At 35.5% G+C, this 19,213-nt stretch carries 19 protein-coding genes; 11 read left to right on the top strand and 8 right to left on the bottom strand.

The window, feature by feature from the left end; genetic code table 11:
* Nucleotides 1–11: 11 nt before the first annotated feature.
* The gene (locus FUA48_RS14430) at nucleotides 12–968 is read right to left on the bottom strand and encodes a hypothetical protein (RefSeq protein ID WP_147584180.1); all 957 of its coding nucleotides are present in this window, start codon (nucleotides 966–968) and stop codon (nucleotides 12–14) included.
* A gap of 109 nt (nucleotides 969–1,077) precedes the next feature.
* Here FUA48_RS14430 and FUA48_RS14425 point away from each other — a divergent pair, with 109 nt between their 5' ends.
* From FUA48_RS14425 to FUA48_RS14415, 3 genes are all read left to right on the top strand, one after another.
* Entirely contained in the window at nucleotides 1,078–2,205 is a 1,128-nt protein-coding gene (locus FUA48_RS14425; protein ID WP_147584179.1) for a cysteine desulfurase family protein, read from the top strand.
* 152 nt (nucleotides 2,206–2,357) lie between these two features.
* On the top strand, nucleotides 2,358–4,244 hold the full coding sequence (locus tag FUA48_RS14420; RefSeq protein WP_147584178.1) for a sensor histidine kinase: 1,887 nt from the start codon (nucleotides 2,358–2,360) through the stop codon (nucleotides 4,242–4,244).
* Nucleotide 4,245: 1 nt separating this feature from the next.
* Nucleotides 4,246–4,872 (top strand): response regulator transcription factor, encoded by a 627-nt coding sequence (locus tag FUA48_RS14415; protein ID WP_147584177.1) that lies wholly within the window; start codon nucleotides 4,246–4,248, stop codon nucleotides 4,870–4,872.
* A gap of 2 nt (nucleotides 4,873–4,874) precedes the next feature.
* On the opposite strand, the gene FUA48_RS18420 is transcribed toward FUA48_RS14415, so the two are convergent.
* The 5 genes from FUA48_RS18420 to FUA48_RS14395 form a co-directional block, all read right to left on the bottom strand.
* On the bottom strand, nucleotides 4,875–5,051 hold the full coding sequence (locus tag FUA48_RS18420; RefSeq protein ID WP_168196994.1) for a hypothetical protein: 177 nt from the start codon (nucleotides 5,049–5,051) through the stop codon (nucleotides 4,875–4,877).
* Nucleotides 5,052–5,159: 108 nt separating this feature from the next.
* Complete coding sequence (locus tag FUA48_RS18560; RefSeq protein WP_240732473.1) at nucleotides 5,160–5,588, bottom strand: hypothetical protein; 429 nt, start codon at nucleotides 5,586–5,588, stop codon at nucleotides 5,160–5,162.
* Complete coding sequence (locus FUA48_RS14405; RefSeq protein ID WP_147584176.1) at nucleotides 5,585–5,923, bottom strand: PadR family transcriptional regulator; 339 nt, start codon at nucleotides 5,921–5,923, stop codon at nucleotides 5,585–5,587. Before FUA48_RS14405 ends, FUA48_RS18560 begins: the two co-directional genes overlap by 4 nt.
* A 104-nt stretch (nucleotides 5,924–6,027) precedes the next feature.
* Complete coding sequence (locus tag FUA48_RS14400; protein WP_147584175.1) at nucleotides 6,028–8,202, bottom strand: S9 family peptidase; 2,175 nt, start codon at nucleotides 8,200–8,202, stop codon at nucleotides 6,028–6,030.
* Nucleotides 8,203–8,384: 182 nt separating this feature from the next.
* Entirely contained in the window at nucleotides 8,385–9,584 is a 1,200-nt protein-coding gene (locus FUA48_RS14395; protein WP_147584174.1) for an aminotransferase class I/II-fold pyridoxal phosphate-dependent enzyme, read from the bottom strand.
* Between the two features lie 169 nt (nucleotides 9,585–9,753).
* On the opposite strand from FUA48_RS14395, the gene FUA48_RS14390 reads away from it, so the two are divergent.
* The 3 genes from FUA48_RS14390 to lpdA all read left to right on the top strand — a co-directional run bounded on the left by FUA48_RS14390 (nucleotide 9,754) and on the right by lpdA (nucleotide 13,388).
* Nucleotides 9,754–10,212: an Lrp/AsnC family transcriptional regulator gene (locus FUA48_RS14390; protein ID WP_147584173.1), complete on the top strand. Its 459-nt coding sequence runs from the start codon at nucleotides 9,754–9,756 to the stop codon at nucleotides 10,210–10,212.
* A 28-nt stretch (nucleotides 10,213–10,240) separates the two neighbouring features.
* On the top strand, nucleotides 10,241–11,863 hold the full coding sequence (locus tag FUA48_RS14385; protein WP_147584172.1) for a carboxylesterase/lipase family protein: 1,623 nt from the start codon (nucleotides 10,241–10,243) through the stop codon (nucleotides 11,861–11,863).
* Between the two features lie 118 nt (nucleotides 11,864–11,981).
* Nucleotides 11,982–13,388: a dihydrolipoyl dehydrogenase gene (gene lpdA, locus FUA48_RS14380; protein ID WP_147584171.1), complete on the top strand. Its 1,407-nt coding sequence runs from the start codon at nucleotides 11,982–11,984 to the stop codon at nucleotides 13,386–13,388.
* Nucleotides 13,389–13,542: 154 nt separating this feature from the next.
* Here lpdA and FUA48_RS14375 read toward each other — a convergent pair whose 3' ends face one another.
* Entirely contained in the window at nucleotides 13,543–13,965 is a 423-nt protein-coding gene (locus FUA48_RS14375; RefSeq protein ID WP_129749734.1) for a DUF4293 domain-containing protein, read from the bottom strand.
* 202 nt (nucleotides 13,966–14,167) lie between these two features.
* Here FUA48_RS14375 and rho point away from each other — a divergent pair, with 202 nt between their 5' ends.
* Nucleotides 14,168–15,949: a transcription termination factor Rho gene (gene rho, locus FUA48_RS14370; protein WP_147584170.1), complete on the top strand. Its 1,782-nt coding sequence runs from the start codon at nucleotides 14,168–14,170 to the stop codon at nucleotides 15,947–15,949.
* 34 nt (nucleotides 15,950–15,983) lie between these two features.
* On the opposite strand, the gene FUA48_RS18415 is transcribed toward rho, so the two are convergent.
* Complete coding sequence (locus FUA48_RS18415; protein ID WP_168196993.1) at nucleotides 15,984–16,151, bottom strand: hypothetical protein; 168 nt, start codon at nucleotides 16,149–16,151, stop codon at nucleotides 15,984–15,986.
* A 169-nt stretch (nucleotides 16,152–16,320) separates the two neighbouring features.
* On the opposite strand from FUA48_RS18415, the gene pyrR reads away from it, so the two are divergent.
* The 4 genes from pyrR (at nucleotide 16,321) to FUA48_RS14350 (ending at nucleotide 19,209) form a co-directional block, all read left to right on the top strand.
* Nucleotides 16,321–16,854 carry a bifunctional pyr operon transcriptional regulator/uracil phosphoribosyltransferase PyrR gene (pyrR, locus tag FUA48_RS14365; protein ID WP_147584169.1) on the top strand — a complete coding sequence of 178 codons (534 nt, stop codon included), beginning with the start codon at nucleotides 16,321–16,323 and terminating at the stop codon, nucleotides 16,852–16,854.
* Between the two features lie 21 nt (nucleotides 16,855–16,875).
* The gene (locus FUA48_RS14360) at nucleotides 16,876–17,805 is read left to right on the top strand and encodes an aspartate carbamoyltransferase catalytic subunit (RefSeq protein WP_129749737.1); all 930 of its coding nucleotides are present in this window, start codon (nucleotides 16,876–16,878) and stop codon (nucleotides 17,803–17,805) included.
* Nucleotides 17,806–17,877: 72 nt separating this feature from the next.
* Nucleotides 17,878–18,210, top strand: coding sequence for a ribonuclease Z (locus FUA48_RS14355; protein ID WP_147584168.1), 333 nt, complete (start codon nucleotides 17,878–17,880; stop codon nucleotides 18,208–18,210).
* Between the two features lie 93 nt (nucleotides 18,211–18,303).
* Nucleotides 18,304–19,209, top strand: a complete 906-nt coding sequence (locus FUA48_RS14350) for a ribonuclease Z (RefSeq protein WP_147584167.1) — start codon at nucleotides 18,304–18,306, stop codon at nucleotides 19,207–19,209.
* The last annotated feature ends 4 nt before the right edge of the window (nucleotides 19,210–19,213 follow it).

Raw genomic sequence — 19,213 nt, 5'->3', positions numbered from 1 at the left:
TGCCTTTTTTATTACGGATAAATCCCAAAAGGATATTCTGTTTCGTCTTCCGGATAATAGTCCTGAATCTCAAATGTTTCTTCTGTATTACCTGAGTTTATAAATGTTATTCCAACTAAAGCTATATGATGTTCATAAGAGCCATCAATTTCACTAATAGTGGTCCTTACCCTTATTTCCCCTCCGTCACCATTCCATCTTTCAAGAGTAACCGGATTAACAGGAGGTACATTACTGCAAATTACATCTGATGAAAGGCTACCGGAGTAGATGTCAAAAATAATTCTGTTGTTTTCATCAAACTCATATACCCTGTATTCATCTCCCGGAGTTACCTCGTCTACAAAAAGGGTGTTTTTTGCTTCCGGTGTCAAGTCCAGTTTAAGGGCTTCGTAGTAAGCATTATATTTAAATATCAAACCGGCATCGCCATCGCAGTGCAGTACATCAATTTCATTATCATTGCTGTCTACAATAAATTCAAACTGATAGCTTTGTTGAGTAGTGTAAGTACCAAAACTTTGGTTTTCTATAACTGTACTTTGACCACCGTTAACAAATTCAAGATAGATTATAGTAATAACGTGCTGATAGCTGTTATTTTCAAGCTTTTCGGTTTGAATTCTTAATGTTCCTCCTGCAGAAGCGTTCCATTCTTCAATCACAATAGGGGATGATGGAGGGATGTCACTGCATATAACTGATGAGTTTGCCGTATTATTATAGTTACGGTAAATAACCTTATTGTTATTGCCTATTACTACTGTTTCATCACCTTCTACATTAGTAAAATATGAAGAGGGAATATCCAGTATAAGCATTTCGGTACCGTTATATTTATATAGTAGGTCGTTTAACGAACAATACTGTAAGGTTGCATTACCAAAATCAAAATTTTTAAACGTCATATCGCCGTCATCACAACTGATAAATAATATTACGCTTAAAATAGCCAGTAGCTTTTTCATAAATGTATTTTTCAACAAAAATAATGTTTTTAGCGAGTTAGTAAAACGTTTTTAAGGATGTATAGAATACAGGAACGATTTTTTATACATTTTAAGTAATTTTGCTGCTATGAAAAAAGCATATCTTGATAATGCCTCTACAACGGCAATGCGTCCTGAAGTAATACAGGAAATGACTGCTGTTATGACAGAAAATTTCGGTAACCCCTCATCAACCCATAGCTATGGACGTGCTGCAAAAGTTTTAATTGAAACAGCACGAAAAACTATTGCTTCACTTCTTAAGGCAGAAGCTAGGGAGATAATTTTTACCTCCGGAGGCACAGAAGCCGATAACTGGATATTAAGGAGTGCTGTAAAAGATTTAAAGGTTAAACGTGTAATTACTGCAAGAACAGAGCATCATGCCGTTTTACATACTGTTGAGGTTTTAGTGACGGAGTATGGTATTGAAGCAAAGTTTGTTAACCTTAACCCTGACGGATCGTTTAATTTAAATCATCTGGAAGAGTTGCTTGCTGAAAACATGCCAACTTTAGTTAGCCTGATACATGTTAATAATGAAACAGGGGTAATAGCCGACTTGCAAACTATAGGAACTTTGTGTAAACAGTATGGAGCATGGTTTCATTCGGATACTGTGCAATCAATAGGGAAGACCGAATTTGATTTGCAAAACCTTCCGATAGACTTTATGGCTGCCAGTGCCCATAAGTTTCATGGACCTAAAGGGGTAGGATTTGCTTTTGTAAGAAAAAATACTCCGCTTCATGCCATGATTTACGGAGGCGAGCAGGAAAAAGGGATGAGAGCAGGTACAGAGGCAATACATCAGATAGCAGGAATGGCAAAGGCACTTAAATTGTCTTATGACAATCTTGAAGAAGAAAGAAACTATATATTTTCACTAAAACAATATTTTATAGAAAAACTTGATGCAGAAATACCGGGTTATCGAATTAACGGAGAGGGTGCAGATCTTTTTTATAATATAACCAATGTATTATTACCGCTAGCAGACGATAAAACCTCTATGATACTTTTTAATCTTGATATGAAGGGAATTGCCGTATCAAGAGGCAGTGCCTGTCAGAGTGGTAGTATAAGGCCCTCACATGTATTACAGGAAATGCTGTCAGAAGAAGATATCAAGAAACCTTCTTTAAGGATTTCCTTTAGTCATTACAATACCAAAGAAGATATCGATTTACTTATTGATGCCTTAAAATCTATTTAAATACTTCCTAATACATAAAAATTATACCAATAACTAGGTATTGGAGTACATTTAATATGGTGTTATATTTGTTAGTAAGCTTATAAAACACAATGGTTTAGTTTTATATTAATTACTATCTTGTAGTATAGCATGGTTAATTGAATGTACTCATGATTAGAGCATTTTTGTTTAAACTTTTTGTGTTTTTACTGTTTAGTAATTGTATGCCTCTAATTGCACAGCAATCTACAGGCTACGAAGATGTTTTTTATATTAACGGACCTAACAGCGAACATTTATCTAAGTATACTACATTTTGGGTTGACAAAGAGCTAAAGGGTTCTCTAAATAATGCAGTTAAGGCTTTAAACGAAGGAAGTTTTGAACACTGGAAGATAAATACCACCCTTAATTTAGGACAAAATCCATATCCTTTGTGGTTACATTTAAGAGTTAAAAACATGTCTGATGAGTTCCATCATTATTGGTGGAGTGTGTATAGTCAGGCAGATTATATGTTCGTTTATGAAAAAAAACCGGAAGGTTGGATTGTTACAGATACTATTGCAAAAGCTGTATTGAAGAAAGACAGAAAATTACCGGTTAGGTTTTTAGCAAAGGATTTTGAGATGAAATATGGAGAAGAAAAAGATATCCTTATTAAAATAGTAAATCCGAGACATTTGCAAAATGCCATAACCGACTTTACAACACCGGATAATAATCTTTTATGGGAAAAGAATTTTTACTGGAATATAGGCTTCTTTCTCGGATGTTTTTTGTTTATAGGTGTAATCAGCTTAGTAATCGCAGGCATATTAAGGGAAACTGTTTTTTTTCAGTATGGGTTATATCTATTTTTAATAGTTAGTGTTATGCTACTTCAGGAAATAATGGTTACTGTAATTGATGTAGACAGCTTGTTTTATTTTTTTAACAGACTGCATTCTCTACCGTTAATTATAATATCCTTGGCAGTGCATTTCGAAATATTGGCATATATACTCAATATTAAAAAATACAGATCTAAACCGGTAATTTTATTTAGAAAAATAAATAGGGGGATTTTATTATACGGAATAATAATAGCCATACTCTATTTTGTGTTTATGGAAAAGCTTCATTTTGGACAGTTTTTATATTCGTTGATATGGAAAATAAGTGTTGCTTTAGCTTTTATAGTAGTTGTAAATACTTTTGCTATGGTTGTAACACTTATGAATAGCCGAAAGCAACTTATAACGGGTATACTCTTAGGGCTTATATTACTTTATTTAAATCCTGCAGGATACTTTATAAACTATTCAGGAATGTTTAATTATTACAGAATAACCTATCCGAACTATTTTTATTGGATTGTATGTGCAGAACTCTTGATTTTAGGAGGTGTGGTTACCTGGAGATACCGTAAGACCATTACAGATAATTATAAACTTATTAAAGAAAAAGCTATTCAGGAAGAAAGGGCTTTACAAAGAGAAGTTGAAATACAGGAACAGGAACGGCAACAGATTGCGCGTGACCTGCATGATGATTTAGGTACCACCATAAGCGCAATTAAACTTATTATAACCAATAGTTATGATGATGATAAAACCCTTGTTAATATGATAAATAAAGCGAATACTGATGTGAGACACTTTTTTTCGAAACTATCATTAGAACAAGGTAAAAATGAAAATATAGTAGAAATAATCAGGACAAAAATAGCCGAATTGAACCGTATAGGTAATGTGGACCTAAGCTTCATTACCGTAGGGGATGAGTTGACTCTACCTGATTATCTTACACAGCCACTTTCGCGTATTGCGGTTGAGTTACTCTCTAATGTTATAAAGCATTCTGAAGCAACTGAAGCCACGATACAGTTATTAATAGAGAAAAGGGAGGTACAGCTTATTGTAGAAGATAATGGTATTGGGTTTGACCTAAAAGAAAAGAAAGGGAAAGGAATGGGTTTGGAGAATATTTATTCGCGAACTAACAGATGGAACGGTGAAGTACATTTATCAAGCAATCATTCCGGGACTACTGTAATTATAACTATACCTTACTAATATGGAAACAACATATAATATAGTAATTGTTGATGATCACAGACTTTTTGCAGAAGGTCTTGAGCGTATACTTATGGATGAGCCTGATTTTAGTCTTCAGGGTATTTATAGTAATGGCAATGAACTCTTACATCATTTAAACAGTAAAAAACCAAATCTTGTTATGCTGGATATTCAAATGGCAGGTATTGATGGTTTAGAATTATGCAAAAAGATAAAATCTAATTATACAGATATAAAAGTAATATTGATATCGATGTTTGAATCGAACACTATTATAAATGAAGCCAAAAACAATGGGGCTGACGGTTATATACCCAAAACTACTGATGCCTCAATGATGAAAAAGACTATACATGATATTCTTGAAGGAAGTCCTGTTTATTTAAGACCAATAGCAGAAGAGTGTAAAGAAGAGAACAGCTCGTTACCTAATTTCCATTTAATTAGTAAAAGGGAAAGGGATATTATTAAGCTGATAAAAAAAGGCTATACCTCTAAAGATATGGCCGACGAACTTAATATTAGTCAGTACACTGTTGAAACTCACAGGAAAAACATACTCAAAAAGCTAAACCTTAAATCGGTTAAAGATTTAATAGGCTTAGCTTATGAATATGATTTGTGATTCTAAGTGTTAGCCTTGTACTTATTATAGAAATAAGCAGGCAGGTATCCTAAATTTAAAAGTAAAATACCCATGCATAGCTGCATGCTTGCTGAAGGCCAGTGCATAATTTTAAAAAGGATACCATTTCCAATCAAAAAGAAAGCTAAGAAGCCAGCTACATAAAATAACTTTTTCATAATTTAAAGTTTTTATAGTTAATAATGTTTATTTAAATGCATTTTTATAAAATGTATATGAGTTAAAAAATAAGGCTATTAGCCTTATAATTATTGATTATTATTGTTTTATGAGTTTCTTATATAAGCAAGTTTATATCTATGATAAAAATATAAGGGAAGAAAAGTAGTAATTAAAAGTAAAAAGCCTATTGCTAATGATATACTTGCAAATGGCCAATGCATAAATTTAAACAGCATGCCTATACAAATTAAAGAACTGCTTGTAAAACCGGATATTGCTACAGCTTTTTCTCGTTTCATGTTTTTCCTAAACATTGTTTCTAAATAAGCATTTCTTTGTAAAGCTCTTATTTCACTGTATCCGCCAAAATTTTTAATTGCTTTTTTATGCGCCGTATCAAAATCGTCAAATTCCCTGTTTTCAATATAAGTACAGATGTGATCTAATACATCGTTATGAAGTTCTTCAGATGTCAACCCGTAAAGCTTCAGATTATCTGAAATAAAATCTATTTCCTGTTCTGTTAATCTCATTTTGCCAGTTCTTTTTGTTTAAAAATTATAGAAAGAGTTTCAATAAAATTAGTAAGCTCAACCGTAACTTTTTCAGCAGCTTTTTTACCGTCATCCGTAACCTGGTAGTATTTTCTAACCCTTTTTCCTATATATACTTTTTCGGTATTCAGTATGCCTTCTGCTTCCAGTCTGTGCAATATTGGGTAGAGGGCACCTTCAGATATATCTATTTTTCCCTTTGTTATGTCCTTTACCGTTTGGGTAATTTCATAACCATACATTTTTCCTTTGTCGTTCAACAATTTCAGGATAATGGGCTGTAATGTTCCTTTTGTTAGTTCTTTACTATACATATTGTAAATATACATTTTATTTAAATGTATTAATAAAATAACGACATTTTATTTTGTTTAGTATAAGGGAATAAAAAAAGGAGCCCATTTGGACTCCTTAATTTTTATTTTAAATGTGTTTCAAAATAATCAGCTATTTTGTGGTTTAGGTGAATTCTGTCTTTTCCGCGAACATTATGCTCGTGAGTAGGGTAAAGGAAGTAATCAACCTGTTTGCCGGCAGCAATACAAGCGTTTATGAACTCCATACTATGTTGTTGAACAACTACATTGTCCTGAGCACCATGTATCATTAAAAGCCTTCCTTTTAATTGGTTTGCTTTATTAACTATGCAGGCTTTCTCATAACCTTCAGGATTTTCCTGAGGCATATCCATATAACGCTCGCCATACATAACCTCATAATATTTCCAGTCGCATACCGGGCCTCCGGCAATACCAACCTTAAAAGTATCAGAATGGTTAAGCATTAATGAACTTGCCATAAAACCACCAAAACTCCAGCCATAAACTCCTATCTTATCCTGATTTACAAAAGACTTAGATTTCAGGAATTCTATTCCCTTCATTTGGTCAGCCATTTCGTTTTGACCTAAGTTTCTGTGTATAACATGTTCAAAGTCACGACCACGGGCATCACTACCTCTGTTATCAAGTGTAAATACTACATAGCCTTGTTGTGCCATATAGTAATCAAATAAAGATGCGCCTCCTAACCAGTCGTTATTAACTAATTGGGCATGAGGACCTCCATAAACATATACCATTACCGGATATTGTTTGTTAGCATCAAAGTTACTAGGGTAAATTAGTCTGCCGTTTAGCGGAGTTTTTCCATCGGCAGCAGTAATTGTTACCAATTCCATTTTAGGTAACTCAGTTACACCTGTGTAAGGATTATTAGCTTTAAATAAAGAAGTGGTTTTTTTGTTAGCTGTATTTATAATGCTTACATCATTAGGGGTAGTGGTATTACTAAAGCTGTCTAAAGCTAAAGCACCGTCGCTACTAACCATTACAGAGTGTGTTCCCGAGCCTGTAGTGATTTGTGTTGTTTTACCAGACTTAAGGTTTACCTGGTATAAATGTCTGTCCAGTCCATTATTTGCAGTACCTACATAAGATACCGATTTACCTTTAGTATCAAAATCTAATAACTCTGTAACTACAACATCGTTATAACCTAAGTTTTTAAGTAGTTTACCATCAGTATTGTATAGATACAATTGCTCATATCCGTCTTTCTCTGTTCTGTATAAAAACTCTGTATTGCTGTTAGGAACAAAAGTAAGTTCGTGTAAAGGTTCAACATAAGTTGAAGACTGCTCTTCAAAAAGGGTTTTTACAAAATTACCGGTCGTAGCTTCATACTTATTAAGCTTTAGATGGTTTTGCTCGCGGTTAAGTACACCTACATAAATATATTTGTTATCTGGACTCCATGTAACACAAGTTAAGAACTGTTCTTTAGGGCCTTCTGTTTTTAAAGTTGTTTTAGCGTTACTGGCTACGTTGTAAACAACCAGAGTAACTTCTTCACTTTTCATACCCGCCATAGGGTATTTAATATCTTTTTCTGTAGCGATACGCTGACCGAAATCCACTAGAGGATAATCAGCAACCATAGTTTCGTCTTTACGGTAGTATAAAAGCATTTTACTGTCCGGAGACCACCACATACCTTTATTTATACCAAATTCCTGACGGTGAACATAATCACTTCCGTTTACAATACCTTTATCAGTATCGTTGGTAACATTAGTGTTTTGTCCGTTTTCAGTAGTTATTACGATATTGTTTTCTTTAAGCCAGGCTACTGCGGTACCATTTGGAGCCATTACCTGTTGGCTGGCATCTGCTGCGATTGCTATTGCATGCTTTACTTCTTTTTTCTCTACATCAAAAAGAACAAGATAGTTTCCGTTAGATCCTGCTGCTTTAAAAGCAATAGTGTTTTTGTCTTCCCATTTGTATTGGTAAGGGAATATCTGGAAATTGAAAAACTCTGAAGGGTATTTACTTTTAAGTGCTGAAGTTAGGTCTTGCTTTGTAAGGAATGTTTTTTCTTCCCATTTAGAATCTTCACTTCTTGACATTAATTTAGAGTAGGTATTGTCAAGATAGGTAATTGTTTTAGAATCTTTTCTCCATTGAGGCGCTGTAAGGCTTTTAGGGGCATAGGCTTGGTATTGCCCGTAAGTAGCCTGCTCTATGGTAAGGTTTTGTTGTGCAGTCGCAACCATTCCCGATAAGAGGAACAGCAATAAAAGTTTTTTCATGTTTTTATAATTTATGGCGAATTTAGTTAAACTCTAACTTTTGCTGAAATATAATAATGGTAATTAGTAGTATTTACTGCTGAATAGTTACAAAAGAGGTAGAATTAATAACGTTTTTTGAATAAAATAAAAAAACCGTTTCCTAAGAAACGGTTTTCAGTTGTTTATGTTTGTTTGAATAATTATAATACTCCAAGCTCCTGCATACAGCTCTTCATCATATTATAAGTTCTTTCAATATCGTTATCAAGTCCTATTGAAAAACGGATAAGACCATCAGTTAATCCCATTTCTTTTTGCTCGTCCATTGGTATTTCACTTGAAGTGGAAGTTCCCGGAGCACTAAATAATGTTTTGTAGAAACCTAAGCTTACAGCAAGGTATCCAAGATTTCTGTGCTGCATAAGCTCCATAAGTTCGTTAGCCTTATCAAGAGTACCAACATCCACTGTCATCATACCTCCAAAACCATACTCAGGGTTAATCATGCCTTTGTAAAGTTTGTGGCTTGGATGACTTTCTAAACCAGGGTAAACAACTTTTAATCCGTCTTTTTCAAAACATTCAGCCAGATACATAGCATTATGGCTGTGCTGTTTCATTCTTATATGTAAAGTTCTTAAGTTTTTAAGTACACTTGCCGCTCTAAGGCTGTCCATTGTAGGGCCTAAAAGCATGCTTGCACCGTCGTTTACATTACGTAGGGCATCAATAAATTCCTGAGTACCACATGTAACACCACCCACAGTATCACTACTTCCGTTAATAAATTTAGTAAGACTGTGTATAACTACATCAGCACCCAGTTTAACAGGTGATACAGAAAGAGGAGAGAAAGTATTGTCTACAACAAGTTTAAGGTTGTGTTTTTTTGCAATTTTAGCAAGGCTTTCAATGTCAGCCACCTCAAGAAGCGGGTTACTAACGGTCTCACAATATAAAACTTTAGTGTTAGGTGTAATAGCTGCCTCAACTACATCAAGTTTGGTAATGTCTACAAAAGACGTATTGATGTTTAGCTTTGGTAAAAAGTTTTTCATGAAAGCATATGTTCCTCCATATATAGTACGGCTGGAAACGATATGATCTCCGGCTCCGCAAAGCTGTAACAATACAGGCGTAATTGCACCCATTCCTGAAGCTGCAACGTTAGCAGTTTCGGTACCTTCCATAGCAGCAAGTGCCTGACCTAAGTAAAGGTTACTTGGAGAAGAGTGGCGTGAATATAAATAACATCCTTCTGCATTACCTTCAAATGTATCAAACATTGTTTTTGCAGATAGGAATGTGTAAGTGGATGAGTCTGATATAGATGGGTTTACTCCTCCAAACTCTCCAAAATATTGCAGATCCTGAATATTGTCAGCCGGGTTGAATTTCATGATGATTTGTTTTAATTTTTAGTAAATTACTGTTTCAAAGAGACAAAAATGTAAACTAAAAATCAATAATAAGGTTTTTAATTAGGCAATTAATCTATAAATTTGAATATTATTAGTTTATTTTTTTACTTCTCATAGATAAATAATAGTTTAACCGAAAATTTTTCACATGAACTTTGATGCAACAGATAAGAAAATATTAATGCTGCTTCAGCAGGATAGTACACGTACTACCAAAGAGTTATCACTTAAACTGAACCTTTCGGTAACAGCTGTTTATGAGCGGGTAAAAAAACTGGAAAGGGAAGGGGTTATCAGTAAATATGTTGCCCTGCTTAATCAAAAGAAGGTCAATAGGGGATTTGTGGTTTTTTGTCATTTAAAATTAACCCAGCATGCTAAAGACTATCTTACACGTTTTGAACAGGAAGTAGTGAGGCTTGATGAAGTAGTGGAATGTTACCATGTAAGTGGGGATTATGACTATATATTAAAAATATATGTAGCAGATATGGATGAGTATAGGGAGTTTATGGTGACAAAACTAACTACTTTGCAACATATTGGCAGTACACACAGTACCTTTATGATTAGCGAAGTGAAGAATACAAATGTGATAACTTTATAATATATTTACATAAACCAACCGCATTATTATGAGAAAATACCTTTTTATACTTTTTGGAAGTATACTTGTTTCTTCCTGTACTCAAAATGAACTTGAGGTTAGGGTAGAGCAGGGAGTTTTGGAAGGAGTTTTATTACCTGGAGGAATACATAGTTTTAAAGGAATACCATTTGCCCAACCTCCTGTAGGTGAACTGAGATGGAAAGCACCACAAGCTCCTCTTGAATGGCCCGGAATACGTAAGGCAGATAAATTTGCTGACAATGCCATGCAAAAACCGGTTTTTGGAGATATGAGTTTCAGATCCTCAGGTATGAGTGAAGATTGTCTTTATCTGAACGTCTGGGTACCTGCTGATGCTAAGGACAAAAAGCTACCGGTATTGGTTTATTTTTATGGAGGAGGATTTATTGCCGGAGACGGGTCGGAAGGGCGTTATGATGGCAAAAGTCTTGCAGAAAAAGGAATTGTAACAGTTACCGTAAATTATAGATTAGGAATTTTCGGGTTCTTTTCTCATCCTGAGTTAACTAAAGAAGCGCCTGATAAAGCATCGGGTAATTACGGTTTACTTGATCAGCAGGCTGCTTTGGTATGGGTTAAAAAGAACATTGCTGCTTTTGGCGGTAATCCTGATAAGATTACTATTGCTGGAGAATCAGCAGGGTCTATATCTGTATCGGCACAAATGGCATCTCCTTTATCCAGAGATCTTATAGCAGGTGCAATAGGGCAGAGTGGTGCTATGATAAAACCTACACTTGATGCCATACCGCTAAATGAGGCAGAGCAACACGGCGTTGAATTTGCACAGCGTGTAAAGGCAAAATCGCTGGCAGATTTAAGGGCAATTCCTGCGGAAAAATTATTAGATGAAGCTTCAAAACCCGGAGCTTTCAATACAAGGGCTACTGTAGACGGTTATTTTTTACCTAAACTACCTTCTCAAATATATGCTGCCGGAGAGCAGGCTAAGATACCTTTATTGGCAGGATGGACCTCTACTGAAATACCTTATATGGCTTTTATGCAGGGACAGTACCCAAGTCCTGAAAATTATAAAACTAAAGTTGAACAGATGTTTGGAGATAAAGCAGAGGAGGTATTAAAACTTTATCCGGGTAATACTCAGGAAGAGGTAATTAGCTCTGCTACTGCATTAGCAAGCGATAATTTTATTGTCTTTAGCACATGGAAGTGGGCTGAACTGCATAAAAACACAACAAGTCAGCCAACTTATGTATATAAATTTGCCAAACCAAGACCTGCTTTAAGGTCTGAATTAGGCGACGTTACAGAAGGACTGGCAGGCGGTTTAAAGGAGAAAAGCGAAGAGCAGAAAAAAGATACAATGCCCGCAGCTTTATCCGGGGCGTCTCATGCTTCGGATATTGAGTACTTATTAGGGAATCTGGATAAGAATGAATCTTATAAATGGAGTAAGGAAGATTATAAGGTTTCTGAACTTGCAGAACAATATATAGCCAATTTTATTATAACAGGTAATCCTAACGGAGATGGTTTACCACAATGGCCTGTTAGTAAGGCAGGGGAAAATATGAATATTATTACCATTGATACTGTTACTAAAGCAGCGCCGTTATCCGACAGAGCCAGATATATTTTCCTGAATAGTTATTACGGATTTTAAGAAACGACTAAGCAAATTATTAAAAGAGGGATACAAATTCCTCTTTTTTATTTGGTATCATGTAAATGATATTGACTAAATTTGCCCTACAAAATTAAAACACACTAAAAGTTATATTATGAGTTCATTTGACGTAGTCGTTATAGGCTCTGGACCCGGCGGATATGTAGCTGCAATCCGTTGTGCTCAATTAGGTTTTAATACCGCAATCATAGAAAAATACCCTACACTTGGCGGTACTTGCCTTAACGTAGGTTGTATTCCATCTAAAGCTCTACTTGATTCTTCTCACCATTATCACGATGCTATATCTCACTTTAAGGAGCATGGTATTGATATTCCGGGAGAGATAAAAGTTAACTTTGAGCAAATGATTGCCCGTAAACAGGGAGTTGTAGATCAGAACGTTAGCGGAATTAAATACCTTATGGACAAAAACAAGATAACTGTTTTTGCCGGTGTTGGTTCATTTGAAGATGCCACTCATATTAAAGTGACTACAAATGACGGTTCTGAAGAGGTTATCGAAGCTAAAAATACTATTATAGCTACAGGTTCTAAACCATCTTCATTGCCTTTTATCAAAATAGACAAAGAAAGAATAATTACTTCTACAGAAGCACTTAAACTTAAAGAAGTACCTAAACACCTTATCGTTATTGGTGGTGGTGTTATTGGTCTTGAGTTAGGTCAGGTTTACCTTCGCCTTGGAGCTCAGGTATCTGTAGTGGAGTATCTGGACAGAATTATTCCTGGTATGGATGGTGGTTTATCAAAAGAACTTACTAAAGTACTTAAAAAACAAGGTATGAAATTCTATACTTCTCACAAAGTGAAATCTGTAGAGAGAAGTGGAGAAGGAGTACAGGTACAGGCAGAAAACGCTAAAGGAGAAACGATTACTCTTGATGGTGATTACTCTTTAGTTTCTGTAGGTCGTCGTCCTTTTACAGACGGATTAAATGCTGATAAAGCAGGAATTAAAGTTTCTGACAGGGGAATGATAGAGGTTAACGATCATTTACAAACTAATGTATCTAATATCTATGCTATTGGTGACGTAGTACGTGGTGCTATGCTTGCTCACAAAGCAGAGGAAGAAGGTGTATTTGTAGCAGAGACTCTTGCAGGACAAAAACCACATATTGATTATAACCTGATACCTGGTGTAGTTTATACATGGCCTGAGGTTGCTGCTGTTGGTAAAACAGAAGAGCAATTAAAAGAGGCTGGTGTTGAGTACAAGTCAGGTAGTTTCCCTTTCAAAGCATTAGGTCGTTCTCGTGCAAGTATGGATACTGACGGATTTGTAAAAATCCTTGCTGATGCAAAAACTGATGAAGTTCTTGGTGTACACATGATTGGTGCCCGTGTTGCCGATTTAATTGCTGAGGCTGTTACAGCTATGGAGTTTAAAGCGTCTGCAGAGGATATTTCAAGAATGTCTCATGCTCACCCTACTTATGCTGAAGCTGTAAAAGAGGCTGCACTTGCTGCAACTGATAACAGAGCATTACACGTATAATAAGATATTTTATATCATATATAAACCCCGCAACTAAGCGGGGTTTATTTTTTTATACTAGATCCTTATTTAGTTTACTGAGAATGGTATAAACTAAAAATCCCCGCTTTATAAAGCGGGGATTTTAACGCACTAATAAACTAAGTTAAAAGGTTTACCTTAATCGATCTACTGATTTTACGAGATCTTCGTCCTTTTTGATTGCCTTATTGGCAAGGCTTAAAAAAACGATAGAAATAATCGGAAGAATCATCCCAATACCCTTCTCAGAAACAATAAGATCCTTATTAGTTTCTCCGGATAAGTTTAGCAGCCGAATTATAAATAATCCTAATAAAATTAAATTTAATATTATATTAAGCCTGCCCATTACAAACTGGCTTTTTCTTTTCTTAAATGATACGATACTTATAATTGAAAGTGTCGTACTAAGGCCAAACAGCGCAATAAACGCCAGGTTTTTCATAAAAAAATATTCTTCCCCGGCAGCCGTAACCCATAAAGGAAAAACAAAAGGTAAAACACCTGCAGCAACAAAGGCTATAAATAGATATACTGTTTGTATTCGCTGTAACATTACTTCTTATTTTCGGTCACAAAAATATGGTTTCTTTTTTAAAAATAGCTATTGTATAGTAAAAATAAATTCGTATTATTGCAATACAAAACCGTAAGCGCTTCATTCTCCGAGGCGTTATATTTCAGAAAAAATACACCCTCACTTTATTTTTACTTAAATTTTGAATACACTCTCAATTAATTTAATTTAACATTGATACATGTTTGATATTTCCGAACTAAAAGAAATGAAGCTTCCCGAGCTTCAGGAAATTGCTAAAAAAGCTAAGATCAGTAAATACCGCGGCTTAAAAAAAGACGAGCTTGTTTACCAGATTTTAGACCACCAGGCTGCAAACCCGGCACAAATAAAACCTTTATTTGATGAACCGGCACCGGCAGCAGCAAAAGAAACAGCTGCGCCACAGGCAGAAAAGCCAAAAAGAGCAAGGATTGCTAATGATAAAGCCCCTGTAAATAAAAAGGCTCCTGTAAAACAGGAACAACCTAAACAGGAAGAGACTAAAGTTACTGCTGAAAAGGTTGTCGAAACAAAACCGGTTATACAGGAAAATGCAAAAGAGAAAAATATAGTGGCTAAAAAAGCTGACTTTAAACCTCAGCGCCCTGTAAAAGAGCCTGAAACTACACAGCAGCCGGCTGCTGAAGCAAAAACAGAAGCACCTGTTCAGCCAAAAGAAGATAACAGGAAGAAAAATATACCGGATAACAGGCAGAAAAACCAAAAACCTGCAGAAAGTAAGTCCACAAAAGCTCAGATATCGGAAGAAGAGCGTTTAGCGCAAATAGAACGTGCTAATGCAAACAATCCAAATCATCCGAGTTATAAGAAGAAGCAAAATTTCAGAGAACCCGATTATGAGTTCGACGGAATTATTGAGAGTGAAGGTGTTCTTGAAATGATGCCTGATGGCTATGGTTTCTTACGTTCATCTGACTATAATTACCTGGCATCTCCGGATGATATTTATTTATCAAACTCTCAAATACGACTTTTTGGTCTAAAAACAGGAGATACTGTAAAAGGTGTGGTTCGCCCTCCTAAAGAAGGGGAGAAATACTTCCCGTTAGTTAGGGTATTAAAAATTAACGGACACGATCCTCAGGTTGTAAGGGACAGGGTTTCTTTTGAGCACCTTACACCACTTTTCCCTGAAGAAAAGTTTAATCTTGCTAATAAGCAAAGTACTATATCTACAAGAATTATTGATTTGTTTTCACCTATAGGTAAAGGTCAGCGTGGTATGATCGTTGCCCAGCCTAAAACAGGTAAAACAATGCTTTTAAAGGATATTGCTAACTCTATAGCAGCAAATCATCCTGAAGTTTACCTGATTGTATTACTTATTGATGAAAGACCTGAAGAGGTTACTGATATGCAGCGTAGTGTAAGAGGAGAAGTTATTGCTTCAACTTTTGATGAACCTGCAGAACGCCACGTAAAGGTTGCAAACATAGTGCTTGAAAAAGCCAAGCGCCTTGTAGAGTGTGGCCACGACGTGGTTATACTTCTTGACTCTATTACCCGTTTGGCAAGAGCTTACAATACAGTTCAGCCTGCTTCAGGTAAAGTATTAAGTGGTGGTGTTGATGCAAATGCACTTCAAAAACCAAAACGTTTCTTTGGTGCTGCACGTAACATAGAAGGAGGAGGATCTTTAAGTATTATTGCTACAGCCCTTACAGATACCGGTTCTAAAATGGACGAAGTTATCTTTGAAGAATTTAAAGGTACAGGTAATATGGAGCTTCAGCTTGATCGTAAGATTGCCAACAGACGTATATTCCCGGCTATCGACCTTACTTCTTCAAGTACACGTAGGGATGACCTTCTTCTTGATGAGAAAACAATACAGCGTATGTGGATCATGAGGAAATATCTTGCGGATATGAACCCGGTTGAAGCTATGGACTTTATAAACGACCGATTCAAGAAAACAAGAAACAATGAAGAGTTTCTTCTTTCCATGAACGATGACTAATAAAAAAAAGCCCTGCTAAATGCGGGGCTTTTTTTTATTTCCTAAACTTACTTATAAGCCATATTATAAGTATTATAACAACAATTACAATAAAAATACCTACTCCCATGCCGGCTTCAAAAATATCTCCTGCAAGTTCACAACCGGTAAGTGTGGTTAACATTAAAGCTAAAAAGCTTAATTTCAACATTCTCTTTTTCATATCTCTTGTTTTTAGGTTCGATATAAAATTAAAGCACTAAAAACCGTATTTAGTTAAAATTAAATTAATCTTAAGCCTGCCTGAAGAAAATAGGTGATTAAATATGATATGTTATTTTTTCTAATTCTGTTTTTTCACTACTTTTACACTCCAAACTTAACACAGCACTATGAGCCATAAAATATTGCTAACTTCAAAAGAAGTCAATATCATCCTTAATCGTTTGGCCTGCCAGTTAATTGAAAAACATCTTGATTTTTCGGATACGATACTTATTGGATTACAGCCCAGAGGCCGTTATCTGGCAGAACGTATAAAACAACTGCTTGAGCAGGAATACAATGTAAAAAACGTCCCGTTAGGGTTTTTGGATATTACTTTTTTCAGAGACGATTTTCGTAGGTCTGATAAGCCTTTAGAGGCTAATAAAACCCAAATAGACTTTTTGGTAGAAAATAAAAAGGTAGTTTTTATTGATGATGTATTGTATACAGGTAGAAGCATTCGTGCGGCACTAACTGCAATACAGTCTTTCGGGCGTCCGTCAGAAATAGAACTGCTTGTACTTATAGATAGGCGTTTTAGCCGTCATTTACCTATTCAGCCTGATTACAGGGGGAGGCAGGTAGATGCCATAAATGACGAAAAGGTAAAAGTAACCTGGGAGCAAAACGAAGGAGAGGATAGTGTTTATTTAATATAGGCGTAACAGCAAGTAACAGCAATGAAAGAATTAAGCGTTAATCATTTATTAGGAATTAAATATATCAACAAAGCTGATATTGACCTTATTTTTGAAACGGCCGACCATTTTAAAGAAGTAATTAACCGACCTATTAAAAAAGTTCCTTCTCTAAGGGATATTACAATAGCTAATATATTTTTTGAGAACAGTACGCGTACTAAGCTTTCTTTTGAGCTTGCTCAAAAAAGACTTTCGGCAGATGTGATCAGTTTTTCGGCTGCACAGTCATCTGTAAAGAAAGGGGAAACGCTTATAGATACCGTAAATAATATACTTTCCATGAAAGTGGACATGGTGGTTATGCGTCACTCAAATCCGGGAGCTGCACACTTCCTTTCTCAAAATGTTGGAGCAAGTATTATTAATGCCGGAGACGGAGCCCATGAACACCCTACACAGGGATTGCTGGATTCTTATACTATAAGAGAAAGATTAGGTGAAGTAGGAGGTAAGAAGGTAGTTATTGTTGGAGATATACTTCACTCAAGAGTAGCACTTTCTAATATATTCGCATTACAGATGCAGGGTGCAGAAGTTATGGTTTGCGGACCAAAAACCCTTATACCAAGATATATTGATTCTTTAGGGGTTAAAGTTGAGCCTAACTTACGCAAAGCTTTAGAATGGTGTGATGTGGCTAATATGCTAAGAGTTCAAAATGAACGCCTTGATGTAAATTACTTCCCGTCTACCAGAGAATATACACAACAATACGGAGTTGATAAAGAATTACTTGATTCCCTAAACAAGGAAATTGTAATTATGCACCCGGGGCCAATTAACAGAGGTGTTGAGATTACAAGTGATGTAGCAGATTCTCAGCAGTCTGTAATATTAAATCAGGTTGAGAATGGGGTAGCGGTCAGGATGGCTGTTATCTATCTGTTAGCTTCAAAGATTAAGCAATAAATATTAAAATTATTATAAGAGGTAGCTTTTTTTCTAACCAGTTTGTAAATTAGCTATCAGTAATTGATTAAAATGAAAGTAGAAGAAAAAGGACATACCGTTACTCTAAAAGATACCCAGGGCGATATTATAGCTTTCAGGGATAAGATAGAGGGCGAATACAATACATTCAAAAAACATAATATCGTTATTGATATTACTCAGGATGTTGATGTCGAGTTAAAAGACATCCTGTCTTTTCTTTCATTATCTAACAAACACAGGAAATCAAAAAAATCGTTTGTAGTTGTTGTAAACGATTTTGACTTTAATGAAGTGCCGGATGAAATGATAGTGGTGCCAACAGTTCTTGAGGCTCACGATATCATTGAAATGGAGGAGATTGAAAGAGACCTGGGCTTTTAATTCTTTAACTTATTATCTGTTGCAGGCAACAGGCTGGCAATTAGGTGCTATTGTATCATAGTACCTTAATAATTGCTTTAAAAATTTAGGCAAATGAATCTTACCATATTAGGCTGTTATGCTGCTACTCCCAGAACATTAACTAATCCTACATCACAGGTATTGGAAATTAAAAACAGGATGTTTTTGATTGATTGTGGTGAAGGTACTCAGGTACAGCTCAGAAAAAATAAGGTTCGATTCTCAAAAATCAATCACGTATTTATATCCCATCTTCATGGTGATCACGTTTACGGATTAATAGGATTGATTTCCACCTTTTCGTTACTTAACAGAAAAACAGATCTTCATATTCATGGCCCGAAAGGAGTTAAGGAGCTAATTCTTATTCAATTGAAGTTAACAGCATCGTGGACAAGTTTTGATTTGTACTTTCATGAACTGGAAGGAAAAGAATCTCAGGTTGTTTATGAAGATGATAAGGTGATTGTGAGTACAATTCCGTTACAGCACAGGGTTTATACTAATGGTTATCTTTTTAAGGAAAAACCTGGAGAAAGAAAGCTTAATCTTGGGAAGGTAGAGGAATACGGTATAGAAACCTGTTATTATCAAAAAATAAAGAACGGTAGTGATATTACACTTGATGACGGAAGGGTAATTCCAAATGCGTTGATGACCTTTGATCCGCCTGCTCCTCAGAGCTATGCATTTTGTTCGGACACGATATATAAAGAAGATATAATCCCGATAATTAAAGATGTTAATGTTTTATATCATGAGAGTACTTTTCTTGATTCGGAAGAACATCTTTGTGAAAAAACAATGCACTCTACAGCCAAACAGGCAGCCACTATAGCCAAGCAGGCCAATGTTAAGCAATTGGTTTTAGGGCATTTTTCTACCCGATATGATTCTATAGAACCTTTTAAGGAACAGGCTCAAACTGTTTTTGAGAATGTGCATTTGGCTGATGACGGAAAAATATTTGAATTTTAGCCAC

Source organism: Flavobacterium alkalisoli (assembly GCF_008000935.1).
Taxonomy (GTDB): Bacteria; Bacteroidota; Bacteroidia; order Flavobacteriales; family Flavobacteriaceae; genus Flavobacterium; species Flavobacterium alkalisoli.
Note: the sequence above shows the minus strand (reverse complement) of the source record. Positions and strands in the feature narration are given on the sequence as shown.